This is a genomic window from endosymbiont of Ridgeia piscesae (genome assembly GCF_001443665.1).
GTDB classification, from domain to species: domain Bacteria; phylum Pseudomonadota; class Gammaproteobacteria; order Chromatiales; family Chromatiaceae; genus Endoriftia; species Endoriftia persephonae.
Genome location: NZ_KQ557136.1, coordinates 1 through 14,773 on the forward strand (window position 1 = coordinate 1; position 14,773 = coordinate 14,773).

A 14,773-nucleotide genomic window follows, 5' to 3' on the forward strand; every position below is an offset into this window, starting at 1 on the left:
GGCCGGCAGGGCGGAGCTGGAGAAGCTCAACAGGTCGCCGTTGGCATCACTGGCAGAGATCAACAGCGCCGCGCTGTCACCCACCAGCAGTGCCTGGTCGCCGATGGACGCCAGCTGTGGTGCATCATTGGGCGATCCATCGTTGGCCACCGTGAATGTGGTCTCGAAGCTCAGTTGACTGCCATCCCTGAGATCCACCAGGCTGCGCAGAGTGTGCGCGCCGTCGGCCAGATCGGTGGTGTCGAAGGGGGTGGCCGCGGAGCTCGACCCGCCCTGCAGGTCGTAGGGAGCCCTGCGCTCTGTTTTGAGCACCGAACCCGAACCGTCCAGGTAGAAACGCACCTGTTCAATGCCGCCATCTTCCGGAAGCAGCCGTGCGTAGAGGTCGCCGACCACCACCGCCTCGGCCAACGGCATGCTGCCGGCACGCTCCGCGGTCTCGCTATAGACCAGGCTGTAATCAGCCCAAGCAGGCAGACTGACAACGAGCGCACATAGAGTGAAAAGAGCTCGTAAAAATAGCGTTTGACGTTTTGTAGCGTGAAATGAAGCCGGCTTTTGTGCTCTGCCTGCTGCTTGAGTCCTTATCCATGCTTTGCCCATCCCCTTGCCCCCCAGCAAAAAGTCGTGCCCAAGATTATTTTGGGAATACCCAAGCAAGAATTATGACAGGGTTTTTTATTACCTTATTAAACAAGGAGTTATAACAAAGAGACGAATCCTCGAGGATCGATCGGTGTAAAGATTTCCGACAACTGATTAAAGATCTGCATTCCCATGCCTAAACCAACACCGATGCAACACCATTCCCAGCTTCACTTTGAAAACAGCAGACAAGGGCGCGATTCCCGCCGAAGGCCGATCCACCACAGACAGATAACCCACTGTTTTACTAATAAAACATCGATCGAATCTATCTATTTGGCTAAACCCTTTATCAGAGTCTCGCTCATTCCGAACATAAAAAAATAATTAAATTATTATTAGAATTAATGACTTAAAGTGATATTATAAGAATATAATTCATAAAAATGACTTAACTTCCCGCGCGACTTGTAAGATTTCTCGACCCTCCCAGCAACGCGACTGAATTGTGTTATTTCGAGGATGTTCGCCACATGAAACAGCCGGCTATCCGAGATAGCCGGCTGTTCAGCTGTCTGTGCAGCCAGCCTAACCCGCAGTGTTTTCAGCACCCCTGCTGTTCGGCAACCGTTAACAGCAGCTCGGGAATCGCATCAGCAGCGCCCAGATAGGGAGCCAGTTCAATCGCAACGCCCGGGTAGATTTCGCGCGCCCGCGCCAGGATCTTGGGAATGTCCTGGCTTACGTGACGCCCGGCGGAGAGAAAGTAGGGCAACACCAGCAGATGATCTGCACCGTTGGCGATACAATTGTGAATCCCCTCTGGAATTGAGGGCTCTGCCAGTTCCAGGAAGGCGCAGGCCACCTCTGCATAGAGCGGCCCCGCCCGCACCTTCACCTGCTCTGTGAGCTGGCGCACCTCCTGATTGGAGGCCTCACGGCGGCTGCCGTGGGCAACGATCAATAAGGCCTGTGTCACTGCCCCGCCTCCAGGCTCTTCTCGGCGATCTCGAACAGATCCCGCGACAGTCCTGGTTGCTGCAGCACCTGCTCAAACTGCCCCTTCATCAAGGCCTGGCGTGCTCCATCATAGCGCTGCCAGCGGCTCATCAGACGCAACAGACACGCTGCCACCTGCGGATTGAGCGGGTCAAGCTCCAGCACCCGATCCGCCAGGAAACGGTAACCCGCCCCATCGGCACGATGGAACTGGATCGGGTTGGCGCCGCAGAAGGTACCGATCAGGCCGCGCACCTTGTTGGGGTTACGCATTGAAAAGACCGGGTGCGACATCAGGCCCTGCACTGTCTCCAGGGTATCTGCCCGCGGCGCCATCGCCTGCACCGCAAACCACTTGTCCATCACCAGCGGGTCGTCTCGCCAGCGCGACTCGAAATCGGCCAGCGCCTCTGTGCGTTGCGGGGCATCACTGGCCGCCAGCAGCGCCAGCGCCGCCAGCACATCGGTCATGTTGTGGCCAGCCTGGTACTGCGCCAGACAGAGCTGCAGCGCCTGTTCCGAGCCCGCTGCCATCAGGTAGTGCAGCGCCAGATTACGCAGGCTGCGCCGCCCGATATCGGCCGGTTCGATGCGGTATTCGCCCTGCTCCCGATTCGCCTCTACCAGTGCGACCAGCTCATCGTGCAGAGATTCGGCCAGCTGCTGGCGCAGCCGCTCACGAGCGGCGTGGACCCCCTCCACATCCACCTCCTCCATCTGATCGCCCAGATAGCCCTCAGCGGGCAGGGAGAGCACCTGGGCCAGCAGCGCCTGATCCTCATCAGCACTGACAAGGGTCTGGCGAAAGGCGTCGATGAAGCCTGCAGGCACCTCCATCTGCGCACCCGCCGCACGCTGCTCCACCATCTTCAGGATCAGCCGTTGCGCCAGCAGTTGCGCCGCATCCCAACGGTTGAAGCCGTCGCTGTCGTGGGCCATGCGGAACATCAACACCGGGTCCAACAACGCCATCTCCAGCTTCACCGGCGCTGAGCCGCCGCGCAACAGGGAGGGCACGGGACGTTCCGGGATGCCGACGAAGTGGAAGGTCTCGATCTGATCGCGCAGCTCCAGCACCCGTTGGATACCGACCGGCGCCACCTCCCCTGCCAGCTGCAGCGGCAGATCATTGCCTTGGGCGTCGAGCAGGCCGATCGCGACAGGGATGTGGAACGGCGGCTTGTTACGCTGCCCCGGGGTGTCGGGGCAGTGCTGGCTGATGGTCAGGCTGTAGCGCTGGCTGGCAGCATCGTAGCTCTCATCCACCTCCAGCACCGGCGTGCCGGCGTAGCGGTACCAGTGGCGAAACTGCTCCAGGTGGCGGCCACTGGCGTCCTCCATGCATTTGACGAAGTCGTCAGTGGTCACCGCCTGGCCGTCGTGGCGCTCAAAGTAGAGATCGGTGGCCTTGCGGTAGTCCTCCGACCCCAACAGATGGGCTTGCATGCGCACCACCTCAGCGCCCTTCTCATAGACGGTGACGGTGTAGAAGTTGTTGATCTCGATGTAGGAGTCGGGGCGCACCGGGTGGGCCATCGGGCCGGCGTCTTCGGCAAACTGGTGAGCACGCAACAGCCGCACATCCTCGATCCGTTTGACCCCGCGGGAGCCCATGTCGGCGGAGAATTCCTGATCGCGGAACACCGTCAGCCCCTCTTTGAGGCTAAGCTGAAACCAGTCACGACAGGTGATGCGGTTGCCGGTCCAATTGTGAAAGTATTCGTGGGCGATCACTCCCTCGATACCCTGAAAGTCCTGGTCGGTGGCGGTGTCGGGGCGGGCCAACACATATTTGGAGTTGAAGACGTTGAGACCCTTGTTCTCCATCGCCCCCATGTTGAAGTCGTTAACCGCCACGATCATGTAGATATCGAGGTCGTACTCACGACCGTAGTGCTGCTCGTCCCAGCGCATGGCGTTTTTCAGCGAGCGCATGGCGTGCTCGCACTTGTCGATGTTCTCCGGCTCCACGTAGATGCGCAGATCCACCTCGCGACCGGAGGCGGTGGTGTAACTGTCGCGGATGTCGCGCAGATCACCAGCCACCAGGGCAAACAGGTAGCAGGGCTTGGGGAATGGGTCTTCCCAGCGCACCCGGTGGCGCCCATCCCCCAGCAGCTCTTCGGCGACCAGATTGCCGTTGGAGAGCAGCACCGGGTAGGCGCTTCGCTTGGCGGTGATGCTGGTGGTGAAGCGGCTCATTACGTCGGGCCGGTCTAAGAAGTAGGTGATGCGGCGGAAGCCCTCCGCCTCACACTGGGTGCAGAACATACTGCCCGACTGATAGAGCCCCTCCAGCGCGGTGTTCTGCTGCGGCAGGATTCGCACCCGGCACTTCAGCTCGAAACTGTCGGGCACCTGATCAATGGTCAGGCTCGTGGCACCGACCCGGTACTCCTCCGCTGCTAACGGCCGGTCATCCAGCTGCAGCGAGAGCAGTTCGAGCTGCTCCCCGTCCAGCACTAGTGCCTCCGCCTCCCGCTGCGGGTTACGGCGCAGCTGCAGGCGGCTCTCCACCAGGGTGTGGCTGTCGAACAGATCGAAGCTGAGTTCAACCTGTTCGATAAAGAAGGCCGGTGACTGGTAGTCTTTGAGATAGATGGTGTTTGGGTTGTCGGATCGCATCAGTTTCCCCCAGTTGTGGAGGCCCGATATTACTGGTAAATAGCGGAAGCACAAACCTGGAAATTCTGCTGCATTGATGCAGAATAGTGCCGATTTCCAGCTAGATCAGACAAATCAGCACTGCTAGGATGCCCTGTGCTACAGCTCTGCCCAGCCACTCGGCCCAACCGGCAATCAGCTGTTGGCGTGTTAAAATCTGCTTATCACTATAATTTCAAATCAGAAGTGCCGGCCGGCATTCGGTTACAAAGGAGATTAGTTTCAAATGCCCAAGGTAGTTATGTACACGACGGCGGTCTGCCCCTACTGCGTACGCGCAAAATATCTGCTGAACAATAAGGGGGTCGAGTTCGACGAGATCCGCATTGACATGAACCAGGATGCCATGCAGGAGATGTTGCAGCGCAGCCAACGCAACACAGTACCGCAGATCTTCATCGACGAATTTCATGTCGGCGGTTATGACGATATGGCGGCGCTGGAGATGGCGGGCCGCCTCGATCAGCTGCTGGGGCTGGCGGAAAGCTGAGCAGCATGCAGGGTGAAACCGCCAAGGTACGTCTCGACAAATGGCTCTGGGCGGCGCGTTTTTTCAAGACGCGTCAGCTCGCCTGTGAGGCGATCAACGGCGGCAAGGTGCACCTCAATGGTCAGCGCACCAAGCCAGGCAAGGAGATCAAGGCGGGTAGCCAGCTGCGCATCCACAAAGGTTCTCTGGAGTGGGAGCTGGAGGTGAAGGTTGCGGCCAGCAAGCGGCGCCCGGCGGAAGAGGCAAAGACCTTCTACGTCGAGTCAGAAGAGAGCTTCCTGCGGCGCCAGCGCCTAACCCAGGAACTGCGCGAACAGCGGGCTGTGGAGCCCCACTCGATGCGCGGCAAACCCAGCAAACGGGACCGCCGAATGATCCACCGATTCACTGCCAAAGGGGAGTAGCCTGCCGATGGATCAGGACGCCTATCGCCGCACCTACCGGGAACTCAATGACCGTTTCTGTGCGTTCGAAAAAAGCGTGCTCAGCAGCAAGTGTCGCTGTACCCGCTCCAGCAAAATCCACCTGGCAGAACGGGAGGGTGTGCATTGTGAGTCGGATCAATTTCAGACCATTTGCATCGAATTTCTTGAAACCCTCCGCCACCACGCCCGCTTCGCACTCAAACTGAACGATGAGGCGGCTGCGCTGCCCCATGGCAAGGCAATGCGGCTGCAGGTCGGCGGTCTGCGCGGGGTGTTTGCTTCGCTCAATCCAGAGCGGGAGATCCCAGATCCCATCGCCGATATCGAGACACTTTTGCGCGAGGCGATCGGCAGCTATGGCTCTATCGACAAACTCCCCTTTCAGAACCTGATCCAGCAGGTGTCTGCTTACAAGGGGCGGCCCAGCCTGCGCAGCACACGCTAACAGCACCAGCAGGTCGAATCGAGCCCATTCCGGCTAGTCTGCAAAGCAATCAGCGATCGCTGCGCAGGCAGCTCAGATAGTCGCCCAAGGGGGTCAAAATCGGCTCCAGCTTGCGCCGCATCAATGAGCCGATCGCGTCACTCCTGCTGAAGACTGGGCGCAACACGCCATAGCCCAGTCCGGAGAGCAGCCGCATGGCGCGTAGCTCATTCGCCATTTCAGGCAGCACCGCCAGGCAGGCACGCTCCTCTTCGTTGAGCGTTTCCACCTCCCGCTGCAACTCCTCGAGAGTGAGGTCGGGATCACCAGCCGCACGCAATGCACTCAGGTAGTTACGCACCACATCCAGCAGCAGGCTGATAACCTCCTGATTAGACGGCTTTTTTAGCACCCGCGCCACTCCCATCAGGAAACCCTGACCGGGCGCATCGAGCAACCGCAGCAACTGTTGCGCGGTGCAGTTTCCCGCCTCAGCCAGTGGTTCCAGTTCGCTTTGACAGGCCGCATAGTCGGCACGGGCTGGGAGTTTTTCCGGCAGGTCATCCGGAGTGCTGGCAAGAAAACCGAGATAGTAGACCGGCTTCTTCTCAGCGCGCTTCCACAATTTTGCACGCATCTCGTCACTGACCAAGCCCGGTTGCAGTGCGAGACGCAGATCCTCCACCATCACTTCCGGTTCGTTCTCGAACGGCAGAAACTCAATCAGGAAATTGGCCAGTTCAGGCCCCATGCTGCCCGCCACCACCGCCGGATTGCTCAGCATGCGGCGCGCATTATCCGGCTGCTGACCCGCCCACCAGGCGAGCCGTGCAAGCTCATCAGTGAGTCCACGCGCGCAGCTGACCGCTACCACCGCCTCGGGTTCCCCCAGCAGCAGCAACTGTTCCAGGTTGTCGTCACGGGTTTGACCCATGCGGGTCCAGCGCTGCAGGTAGATCGGGTAGCCGCCCGGAGAGCCCAACACATGGCCCGACAGGGTCTCCCGCACCTGGCGCAGATACTGCTCGTCGCGACAATTGGGGTTGAGGCTGACCTTGGCCTCACCTTTCTCGCTGAGGCCATAGAGGGTCATCGACGACTCATCGATACGAATTGCCTTCGGCTTGTTTGCCAGCAGGACGTTCAGACGCAGAGCATCTTCACTCGACAGCGCCATCGCTCAGTCTCTCTATATAGCTTTAGGACCACCGCTGTCAGCGGTTTTTTGCTGAAGGGGGAGTAAAGGATGGGGGGAGACTCCATCGACCAGACTAATCGGCCAGTGGAGTGTAGTTGGCATCCTTGGGGTTGATGAAGATGAATTTGTTCTCACCATCTTCCATGGCAGCATAATCCATGGTGGTTTCATCGAGCAGCGGGACATATTCAGGTTCGATGACGATACTTATGCCTTCGGATGTGAAGCGGATATCATCCTCTTTGGCCTCGTCAAATCCCATCAGATAATCGAAAGAGCCATCCTCTTTGCGGCGTGCGGCAAAGCGCAGCGCCATTCCCTCGGTGCCACCCTGTCGTGCTGCTTCGATGATCTGTTCTGCTGCTTGTTTGGTCAACTTAAACATCTGCTTTCCTTCAAGTCCTAGGGTGCTTCCGCCCGACTGCAACTGCGTACATGGCTGAGAAAACGCTCAACCCAGTGGTTGCCCCCGACACTGCGCATATGAGCGTAGTTGGCGAGGAGGTTTTTGTAGATATAGCCGTCATGCTCGCCGTCGATCCCGGTACCCCGCTCCACCCGGTAGGCGAACGTGCAGGCTGCCAGATCCAATCCCTGCAGTGCGGAATAGTGGAACTCATGAGCATGGATCGGGGCTGCATCCGTCTTCGCGCCAGGCCAAGGCATGGCACCGGTCTCACGCAGGCGGATATACCCCCTACCCTGGGGCTTCTCGTGCATCACCGCATCAGCTGGAATAACGGCCGCCATTCTACAAGTTTTGCCCTGCCAGGTCAGTGTTCGACATAACAACATCAACCCCCCACATTCTGCGTAAACTGGTCCACCTGCCTCGATAAACGCCTTGATTTCGGTAAGCAGCGGCTGGTTGGCCTCCAACTCAGCCATCGCGGTTTCTGGAAATCCGCCGCCAAGAAACAGACCATCAACCGCTGGAATATGGCTATCATGCAGCGAATCGAAGGGGAGGAGTTCAGCACCCAGCCGCCGCATCGCCTGCATGTCATCAGGGTAGTAGAAGCCAAAGGCAGTGTCGGCCGGATAGCCGATACGCAGACCGACAAAAGGCTGTACCGTCTCAACAGCGTTGGATGGCGGCGCTTGCACTTGCGCTTGCACTCGCACGGTGTTCTCGAGTAGTTGCTCGATATCGATCTGCCGTTCCACCACTTCCGCCAGATAGTTGATCTTCGCCTCGGCCTGTGACTGCTCATTGCTCGGCTTGAGACCGAGGTGTCGCTCGTCGATCACCATCTGCGGATCAGCAGCCACCGCGCCAAGCAGGGGGATATCGGTGTAGTGCTCAACCACCCTGCGCAGTTTAGTCTCGTGGCGTGGGCCGCTGACTTGATTCAGAATCACGCCTGCGATCTTTACATCCGGGTCGAACGCCTGATAGCCAAGCAGCAGTGGTGCCACGCCGCGGGTGATCCCCTTGGCGTTTATCACCAGAATCACCGGCAGACCCAGCAACTTGGCCATCGCCGCATTGCAATCCTCACCCTGCAAGTCCATGCCATCGTAGAGGCCTTTGTTGCCCTCTACCAGAGTGACCTGCGGCCCACTGCTGTACTGCTGAAACAGTTCCGTGATCTCGCGGCGATGCTGGGTGTAAAAATCGAGGTTATAACAGGCGTTGCCACTGGCACTGCCCAACCATATCGGGTCAATGTAATCGGGCCCCTTTTTGAAGGTCTGCAGACTCAGCCCTCGATTACGCAGAGCCCGTACCAAGCCAATAGAGAGGGTCGTCTTGCCGGATGATTTGTGAGCGGCTGATATGTAAAAAGCTGACATTTTCTAGCTGGCAAAAAAATATCCACCAACAGCCAAATTGCTGGTGGTGGATATTTTCAACCCGCGCCCAGCCATAAGACAAGGCGCAGGATCTTGTGGTTATTGTGGATCTTCCAGGCTCTCGGGAAAGACCTTGAACATCCGGGCACCAACTGCAACCAGGGCCATAGCGATGGCAATACCTGCAACACCGAGGGCCCCCTCTGCAAAGGTTGGCACATAGCTGTTGATCACGCCGTCATAGAAGCTACTTTCGATTACCTCTTTACCCGGAAAGATGGTCATCGGGAAGACCTGGCCTCCGATGACGATCAGATAGACCTGGAAGAAGCCACCGATAAGAACCATCACCGAGGCAGCAGCAACTGCCCAACGGGATGCCACAAAGGCCGGCGAATAGATCAGAACCAGTGGAATAAGAGAGCCGATAACAATCTGTCCCAACCAGAACATCACCGTGTAGACACCACCATTGAGCAGGATAAAGGCCTCAATGCCGTGATGCTGAGTGATGTAGAGATTAGTGAGATGGTAAGCCAAGGTGAAATAGAGCACCGCACCAATAAACACACCAAGCAGATTCTTCAGCTTGGCGAGGCGAAGATCGCCTAGCTGACGATCGCCCCAGGCGTAGGCCGACTGCAGGGTGATAATGAAGAACGCCAGACCATAGCTAAACGACATGATGATGAACATCGGTGCCATAATCGCTGCGTCATAGGCCTCACGGGCCACTAGAAAACCGAAGATCGAGCCAGTACCAGTGGTGAGCATCAGGCGCCAGAAGAAGGCCGCAAAGGCAACCGGGCGGTAGAAGCGATTCACCGTGCGGTCCATCATGACCCAGAGGTAGACACCGACGATGCCGAAAAATCCTGAATAGAGGATGACATTCCAGGCAAAGATCGACTTAAAGTTGTAGCTGGTCATCGCCACAATCAGGCGGTCTGGACGCCCCAGATCAAGCATCAGCACCGCCAGTCCACCGGCCAGAAGGCCGATCGCCAGCAGCCCGGAATAGCGTCCCAGCGGCTTATACATCGGCCCGCCAAACACCGAACCGATCGATGCTACATTGAGCGCGCCGGATGCAGCCACGATCAGAAAGATCGCAAACACATGGGGCAGGCCCCAGACCACCTGGTTGGTCATGCCGGTCACCCAGTGACCATGATGCTCCATGTAGTAAGCGGCACCCATACCAATCGCGACAATTGCGCCGAGTAGTGCCAAGCCCCCCCAGAAACGTAGCGGCGTACCACAGTAGAGCTCGCGATAATGCATTTTCGTCATTGTTGTTCGGCCCCCTGCCATCAGATATTGGTGTAGCGTACGCCGGTGTTCAACTTAAGGTCGGCGCGAATCTGCTGACTGTTGTGTTCTCTTAGGGCCTCTGAGAGATCGCTTTCGGGATCGTTCAGATCACCAAACAGGATCGCGTTATGACCCTCTTTGGCACAAGCCTCCTGACAGGCAGTGACCAGTTCTCCCCGATCGATACGATGCACACAGAGGGTGCAACCCTCAACGCAACCCTTACCTCTAGGCTGGTTGATCGACTGATTCTCCAGCGTTTCATGCACAAAGGAGCGTGCCTTATAGGGACAAGCCATCATGCAGTAGCGGCAGCCAATGCAGCGATGTCGATCCACCAGCACAATGCCATCAGCGCGCTTGAATGAAGCGCCGGTTGGGCAGACATCCACACAGGGTGGAGTTTCACAATGCTGGCACATCATCACCAGGCGATTTTCACGACCGGTATGCAGATCGCGCAACTTGACGGTGCGAATCCACTGCGCATCCGTTTCAGGGCGGCCGTGAGAGGTCAGGCCATGCTCCTGGTTACAGGCATCGACACATGCGCTGCAGCCATCAGCACACTTGTTTGCATCGATCAGCATCCCCCAGCGGTGCTTGGAGGAGGCGCCTTCTGTCGCAGTTTCTGCACCGGCGACGCTGTGTAGCAGAACCCCCGGGGCGACAACCACCGCGCCACTTGCAGCCAGGGTAGTCCCCAGCAGCTTGCGGCGGTTCATATCAGGCTGGTCACTTTTCATACTCATGATCAGTCTCTCCGCCACTCAGCGGGCGTTGGAAACATCTTTGGATACCGCCGGATGCCACTGCATCAAGCTCAAAGCATCCAGCTGTTCGTAAGTCATACTGTTCAGATCGACTGCACCCAGCGTTGCGCCACCCTCAGCAGGGGTAGTGCGATGACACTGAAAACAGGCGGGCTGCACTGCCAGATAGCTGTGGCATTTCTGGCAGAACTGACCCTCGTCGGTGACCGGCAGTGGATTACCACTCTGATCCTTCGAAGCATGGCAATCGATACAGCCTGCAAGGCTGTACTTCGAACCACGGATACCGCCACGTACGGTCTCGACCCGTTCATGCTTGAGATAGTCCATGTGGTTGCGACGCATATCTTCCGTCGGTGCCACACAACTATCCATCGAAGCCGCCTTCGACCCCTCAGTTACAGCGCTTGCACCGACTGTCTGCATCGCGGAGACCGTTAAAACGGCCCCCGCCAGCAGTGCGGTGAATCGCTTGATGCTGTCGATTGAACTACACATCTCAGCTCCTATTCACCAAGACCCATCTGAATGTAGCCGGTCGGGCAAACATCGGTGCAGACATGGCAGCCGATGCACTTACTGTAGTCGGTGTCGACATAACGACCGGTGGTGGACTCGTTCTTCTTGACGCGGAACACCGCATCCTGAGGGCAGAAGACCACACAGTTATCACACTCGAAGCACATTCCACAGCTCATGCAACGCTTGGCTTCAGCCTGCACCTGCTCCTCGTTAAGCGCAATCAGGCGCTCGTGGAAGTGGCCCAACACTTCATCGGAGCTGGGTACAGACTCGGAGCGGATATTCCGCGGAGTCGGCGTGAAGTGACCGAGGAACAACTCATCGGCAGGGATGATCTCCTGCTTGGAACGATCCTCGAAGTTGTGCACGGCGTATTTCGCAGAGTTGGTGCCACGCAGATCGCCTTTCGTGCTGTCGAAGTGCTCCAGCTCCAGGTGCGCCTCTTTCAACTTGCTCATCAGGCTGAAGTGATTGACATCAACCTTGGGACGCTTACCAAGCTCTTCGTGCTTCATGTAGGTGTCGATACTCTCGACCGCAACACGCGCCTGACCGATAGCGGTAGTCAGCAGGTGCGGACGGATGATGTCACCAGCAACGAAGTGGCCAGGCTTGCCGGGCACCTGATAGGACTTGTCGGCGTCGATCAGACCACGACCGTTATCGAAATCCTCCAGGCCCTCCAAGTCACCGCCCTGACCGATGGCGGACACGATCAGATCGGCCTCGATGACACGCTCGGTACCCTCAACCGGGATCGGACGCATGCCATCCATGGTGCAGGCGCAGATTTTCAGGGCGGTGGCACGGCCATCCTCACCCTTAATTACCTCCAGTGGCATCATGCCGTCGAGGATGGTGACACCCTCGGTAGTGGCATCGCTCACTTCGTGCTCTGCGGCCATCATCTGCTCCTTGGGGAACAGAGAGGTCAGGGTGACTTCGGAGCCCTGTGCAGCGGCAGCGTTGGCGGCATCGTGTACCACGAAGCCATCGCGCACCACCAGCTCCGGACGATCGGTGGGGTTGATGTGCTTTATGTGCCCCAGGCGACGTGCCACGGAGACCACGTCGATGGAAGTGTCACCACCACCGATGCAGACCACCTTGTCGGCAGTGACCTTCATGCGGCCTTCGTTGAAGGCCTTGAGGAAAGCAACACCGGAGACGCAGTTAGGGGTGTCGTCCCAACCGGGGATCGGCAGACCGCGACCGCTCTGGCAGCCCAGTGCCCATAGGATCGCATCGTACTCCTTCTCCAGATCGGCAACCGCCACATCACGACCAACACGGGTCTTGTTACGCACCTCAACGCCCATCTCAACGATGCGTTGGATCTCGGCATCGAGCCGTTCACGCGGGATACGATAGCCAGGAATGCCGTAGCGCATCATCCCGCCCAACTCCTCGTTCTCCTCGAACAGGGTGACGCCGTGACCTTTGCTGCGCAGTTGGAAGGCAGCTGCCAGGCCAGCCGGGCCGCCACCGATCACAGCAACCTTCTTGCCCGTATCGGCGCCAGCCTCAAACTTAAAGCCCGCCTCAATAGCGCTATCCCCGATATACTGCTCAACCGAGTTGATACCAACAAAATCTTCCACTTCGTTGCGGTTGCAACCATCTTGGCAAGGCGCCGGACAAACGCGACCCATCATCGACGGGAAGGGGTTGGAAGAGGTCGCACGTCTGAAGGCATACTCTTTCCACTCCATACCCTCTTCAGGCTTCTCTTCCTCACGCACGATAGCCAACCAGCTACGAATGTCGTGACCAGAGGGGCAACTGCCCTGGCAGGGCGGGGTACGCTGAATATAGGTAGGACACTTGTAGGAGGTATCCTCCATGAAGATCTTATCTGTCCAATCGTCGTAGGCGGCATCGCCATCTTCAAAACGGCGCCAGGTGATGTCTTTGTTCATCTCTTCGCTAGGAGTTGCCATGGTTGAGTCTCCTTTACCTATATAATTTTGTGAGTGCCGGCTTTGCTTATGCTTCGACCGACAGAATTATTCGCTAGTCGCTAAATCTCAATCGTCATCTTCGCCGTAACCGGGAGCCTCTTCCGGCGGAGTCTTACGGTTGAGGACGATCGCATTGCTCACCAGTTGGTGAACACTGACGATCTGGTACATGTCCATACCGTAGTAGGGCAGCACCTTGGTAAACTGGCTCTTGCAGATCGCGCAGATCGCCGCCATGTGGGTCACACCCTTCTCGTCCATGACGTTGCGCAGTGCATTCATGCGCGGCAGCGCACCCTTGACGCGAATCTCCATCAGATCATCGGTCAGCAGACCACCACCACCACCGCAGCAGTAGGTACGCTCATGGATGGTGTCCCACTCCATGTCGTAGTAGTTGTTGCAGACCGCCTTGATGACATTACGCGGAATCTCAAACTGGCCGCCAGGTTTGTCGCCCATGCGTGAGGCGCGGGCCACGTTGCAGGAGTCGTGAAAGGTGAGCGTCATATCGTCATTTTCCGACTTGTTGAGCTCGAGTGTTCCTTTCTGAATCTCATCCCAGGTAAATTCGCAGATATGCTGCGGCACCGGATAGTTGGGATCTAAGAAATCGAACGGTCCTGCCAAGGTATTGAGAAAGCTGTAGGCAACGCGCCAAGCGTGGCCGCACTCACCAAACACAATGCGCTTAACGCCCAATTCCAGGGCTGCTTCGCGAACCCGCAGCGAGATGCGGCGCATGTTTTCATAGGAGCCGATGAACATGCCAAAGTTGGCCGCCTCGGACGCCGTGGTGCTGAGAGTCCAGCTGACGCCAGCCTCATGAAAGACCTTGCCGTAACCGATCAGGCCATCCACATGGGGCTCGGCAAAAAAGTCGGCAGAAGGGGTCACAAGTAGGATATCGACGCCCTTCTTGTCGAGCGGATATTTGACCGCCACCTCGGTATCGTCGTAGACGTCCTCTTCGAGGCCTTCGAGAGTATCAGCCAGCGCGGGGCCAGGGAGGCCCAGATTGTTACCAACAGTAAAAACCTTGGCGATGATCTCATTGCAGTATTTCTGACCAACACCGATCTGCGCCATGATCTCGCGCGCCGCCATAGAGATCTCGGCGGTATCGATACCGTAGGGGCAGAACACTGAGCAGCGACGACACTGGGAGCACTGATGGAAGTAGCTGTACCACTCGTCCAGCACCTCATCGGTCAGATCGACCGCGCCCACCAGTTTCGGAAAGTATTTGCCAGCGAAGGTGAAGTAGCGGCGATAGACGCGACGCAGGAGATCCTGACGCCCCACCGGCATATTTTTCGGATCCTTGGTGCTCAGGAAATAGTGGCACTTGTCGGTGCAGGATCCGCACTTCACACAGGCGTCCATATAGACCTGAAAGCTGCGATAGCGGCTCAGCAGATCGCCCATCTTTTCGATGGCCACCTCCTGCCAGTTTTCCACCTTCTCGCCGGGAAAGCCCAGTGGCTCCTGGTGCGCCGGCGCTGCAACGAAGGGGCTGAGGTGCGCCATCACCCCCTCTTCGATCTTCGGAACCTCGGTGTATTCACTCAGTTCCGGCGTTTCAAATTTTGCCTTAGCCATGTGTAGCCCTCGTTCGGCC

Annotated in this window: 13 protein-coding genes and 1 pseudogene; 3 read left to right on the forward strand and 11 right to left on the reverse strand. The window is 57.7% G+C overall.

Annotation, left to right across the window (positions count from 1 at the left end; translation table 11 throughout):
• From Ga0074115_RS10975 to pepN, 3 genes and pseudogenes are all read right to left on the reverse strand, one after another.
• A pseudogene (locus tag Ga0074115_RS10975) lies at positions 1-417 on the reverse strand (lamin tail domain-containing protein); the annotation flags it as partial.
• Positions 418-1,189: 772 nt separating this feature from the next.
• The gene (locus Ga0074115_RS10980) at positions 1,190-1,564 is read right to left on the reverse strand and encodes a sirohydrochlorin chelatase (RefSeq protein WP_057956000.1); all 375 of its coding nucleotides are present in this window, start codon (positions 1,562-1,564) and stop codon (positions 1,190-1,192) included.
• Positions 1,561-4,209, reverse strand: a complete 2,649-nt coding sequence (pepN, locus tag Ga0074115_RS10985; RefSeq protein WP_198295070.1) for an aminopeptidase N — start codon at positions 4,207-4,209, stop codon at positions 1,561-1,563. The genes Ga0074115_RS10980 and pepN overlap by 4 nt, the downstream gene beginning before the upstream one ends.
• A 265-nt stretch (positions 4,210-4,474) precedes the next feature.
• Between pepN and grxC the strand changes: the two genes are divergently transcribed.
• Genes grxC through Ga0074115_RS11000 form a run of 3 tightly spaced genes read left to right on the forward strand, consistent with a single transcriptional unit; the run spans position 4,475 to position 5,608 of the window.
• Positions 4,475-4,738: a glutaredoxin 3 gene (grxC, locus tag Ga0074115_RS10990; protein WP_057955998.1), complete on the forward strand. Its 264-nt coding sequence runs from the start codon at positions 4,475-4,477 to the stop codon at positions 4,736-4,738.
• 5 nt (positions 4,739-4,743) lie between these two features.
• The gene (locus tag Ga0074115_RS10995) at positions 4,744-5,142 is read left to right on the forward strand and encodes an RNA-binding S4 domain-containing protein (protein ID WP_057955997.1); all 399 of its coding nucleotides are present in this window, start codon (positions 4,744-4,746) and stop codon (positions 5,140-5,142) included.
• Positions 5,143-5,149: 7 nt separating this feature from the next.
• Positions 5,150-5,608 (forward strand): hypothetical protein, encoded by a 459-nt coding sequence (locus Ga0074115_RS11000; protein WP_060528516.1) that lies wholly within the window; start codon positions 5,150-5,152, stop codon positions 5,606-5,608.
• Positions 5,609-5,657: 49 nt separating this feature from the next.
• Here Ga0074115_RS11000 and Ga0074115_RS11005 read toward each other — a convergent pair whose 3' ends face one another.
• The 8 genes from Ga0074115_RS11005 to dsrK form a co-directional block, all read right to left on the reverse strand.
• Positions 5,658-6,764: a hypothetical protein gene (locus tag Ga0074115_RS11005; RefSeq protein ID WP_057955996.1), complete on the reverse strand. Its 1,107-nt coding sequence runs from the start codon at positions 6,762-6,764 to the stop codon at positions 5,658-5,660.
• A 94-nt stretch (positions 6,765-6,858) separates the two neighbouring features.
• Positions 6,859-7,170 (reverse strand): HesB/IscA family protein, encoded by a 312-nt coding sequence (locus Ga0074115_RS11010; RefSeq protein WP_057955995.1) that lies wholly within the window; start codon positions 7,168-7,170, stop codon positions 6,859-6,861.
• 17 nt (positions 7,171-7,187) lie between these two features.
• On the reverse strand, positions 7,188-8,582 hold the full coding sequence (locus Ga0074115_RS11015; RefSeq protein WP_057955994.1) for a cobyrinic acid a,c-diamide synthase CobB: 1,395 nt from the start codon (positions 8,580-8,582) through the stop codon (positions 7,188-7,190).
• A gap of 99 nt (positions 8,583-8,681) precedes the next feature.
• Positions 8,682-9,875, reverse strand: coding sequence for an NrfD/PsrC family molybdoenzyme membrane anchor subunit (gene nrfD / locus Ga0074115_RS11020; RefSeq protein ID WP_060528517.1), 1,194 nt, complete (start codon positions 9,873-9,875; stop codon positions 8,682-8,684).
• Between the two features lie 20 nt (positions 9,876-9,895).
• Positions 9,896-10,648: a sulfate reduction electron transfer complex DsrMKJOP subunit DsrO gene (gene dsrO, locus Ga0074115_RS11025; protein WP_057956004.1), complete on the reverse strand. Its 753-nt coding sequence runs from the start codon at positions 10,646-10,648 to the stop codon at positions 9,896-9,898.
• 18 nt (positions 10,649-10,666) lie between these two features.
• Positions 10,667-11,167 (reverse strand): hypothetical protein, encoded by a 501-nt coding sequence (locus Ga0074115_RS11030; RefSeq protein ID WP_057955993.1) that lies wholly within the window; start codon positions 11,165-11,167, stop codon positions 10,667-10,669.
• Between the two features lie 8 nt (positions 11,168-11,175).
• Entirely contained in the window at positions 11,176-13,131 is a 1,956-nt protein-coding gene (locus Ga0074115_RS11035) for an NAD(P)-binding protein (protein WP_057955992.1), read from the reverse strand.
• 87 nt (positions 13,132-13,218) lie between these two features.
• Positions 13,219-14,754 carry a sulfate reduction electron transfer complex DsrMKJOP subunit DsrK gene (gene dsrK / locus Ga0074115_RS11040; protein WP_060528518.1) on the reverse strand — a complete coding sequence of 512 codons (1,536 nt, stop codon included), beginning with the start codon at positions 14,752-14,754 and terminating at the stop codon, positions 13,219-13,221.
• Positions 14,755-14,773: the final 19 nt, after the last annotated feature.

Bases quoted from the DNA above. Each gene is read 5' to 3' on its own strand.
- pepN (WP_198295070.1), bottom strand. From the start codon at position 4,209: ATGCGATCCGACAACCCAAACACCATCTATCTCAAAGACTACCAGTCA.
- grxC (WP_057955998.1), top strand. From the start codon at position 4,475: ATGCCCAAGGTAGTTATGTACACGACGGCGGTCTGCCCCTACTGCGTA.
- Ga0074115_RS10995 (WP_057955997.1), top strand. From the start codon at position 4,744: ATGCAGGGTGAAACCGCCAAGGTACGTCTCGACAAATGGCTCTGGGCG.
- Ga0074115_RS11000 (WP_060528516.1), top strand. From the start codon at position 5,150: ATGGATCAGGACGCCTATCGCCGCACCTACCGGGAACTCAATGACCGT.
- Ga0074115_RS11005 (WP_057955996.1), bottom strand. From the start codon at position 6,764: ATGGCGCTGTCGAGTGAAGATGCTCTGCGTCTGAACGTCCTGCTGGCA.
- Ga0074115_RS11010 (WP_057955995.1), bottom strand. From the start codon at position 7,170: ATGTTTAAGTTGACCAAACAAGCAGCAGAACAGATCATCGAAGCAGCA.
- Ga0074115_RS11015 (WP_057955994.1), bottom strand. From the start codon at position 8,582: ATGTCAGCTTTTTACATATCAGCCGCTCACAAATCATCCGGCAAGACG.
- nrfD (WP_060528517.1), bottom strand. From the start codon at position 9,875: ATGACGAAAATGCATTATCGCGAGCTCTACTGTGGTACGCCGCTACGT.
- dsrO (WP_057956004.1), bottom strand. From the start codon at position 10,648: ATGAGTATGAAAAGTGACCAGCCTGATATGAACCGCCGCAAGCTGCTG.
- Ga0074115_RS11030 (WP_057955993.1), bottom strand. From the start codon at position 11,167: ATGTGTAGTTCAATCGACAGCATCAAGCGATTCACCGCACTGCTGGCG.
- Ga0074115_RS11035 (WP_057955992.1), bottom strand. From the start codon at position 13,131: ATGGCAACTCCTAGCGAAGAGATGAACAAAGACATCACCTGGCGCCGT.
- dsrK (WP_060528518.1), bottom strand. From the start codon at position 14,754: ATGGCTAAGGCAAAATTTGAAACGCCGGAACTGAGTGAATACACCGAG.